The 805-nt window shown below is 65.2% G+C and carries 1 protein-coding gene; it reads right to left on the bottom strand.

All coding sequences use genetic code 11. The features are described from left to right. Positions 1-805, bottom strand: an 805-nt coding sequence (locus JYJ39_RS13955; protein WP_205205264.1) for an S-layer family protein, incomplete at both ends; no start/stop codon positions are given.

Below are 805 nucleotides of genomic sequence, written 5' to 3' on the forward strand. Positions count from 1 at the left end.
TGAGATTCAGATCGTGCGTGGCTTCGATGCGCGCCGCCGCGTCAATCACGTTGCCGCTGGCCGTAAAACCCGCGCCGCTGTTCTCGTAGCGGGTGACGCTGCGCTCATTCACGATGCTGCCGGTCAGCGCCGTCACCGCCACGTCTTTGCCGCTGATGATGCCGCCCGCGGTGTTGATTACGTTCTCGGCGGCGAGGACGGCGAGTTGTTCGCCGGCTTGCAGCAGCCCGCCGTTGATCAGGTTCGTGGCTTCGGCGTACAGATTGTCGGTGGCGCGTAGCGTCCCCCGATTCGCCAGCGTGTCGCCCGCGATCAGGGCGACGTCCTTACCCTGGATCAGCGCACCGCTCGGCGCCAGACGCCCTTCGCCCTGCGCCAGATACAGCACCGGCACCAGCACCTGCTCGCCCGCCACTTCCCGGGTTTCCAGCCACACAATGTCGTGCGTCAGCGCCGCCACTTGTTCCGCCGTCAGCGTGACGCCCACCGACAGGTGCAGCGCCTCCTTGCTGGCGACGGCGTTGTCCATCAACTGACGAAACAGCGCTTCGTCCGAATCCAGGCCCGCCAGATACCGCTGGCCGGTCCGCGCCAGCACCGCTTCCTGGATCAGCCGCTGTTCGTACAGGCCATCGCCCAGCCGCTTTTGCGCGGCGTCCGGGTCGTAGCCCAGCAGGTCGAGCAGGTAGTTCGAACTCAGGAAGGATTTGAGATTGGTCAGCGCCGGGTTCGTTTCGATCAGGTAATTCGGGTGGCTCGAGGGTTTGAACAGGCCATTCCCCACTCCAGGCAGCACCGCATCCGA

Origin of the sequence: Azonexus hydrophilus (assembly GCF_905120355.1) — a bacterium.
Lineage (GTDB): Bacteria > Pseudomonadota > Gammaproteobacteria > Burkholderiales > Rhodocyclaceae > Azonexus.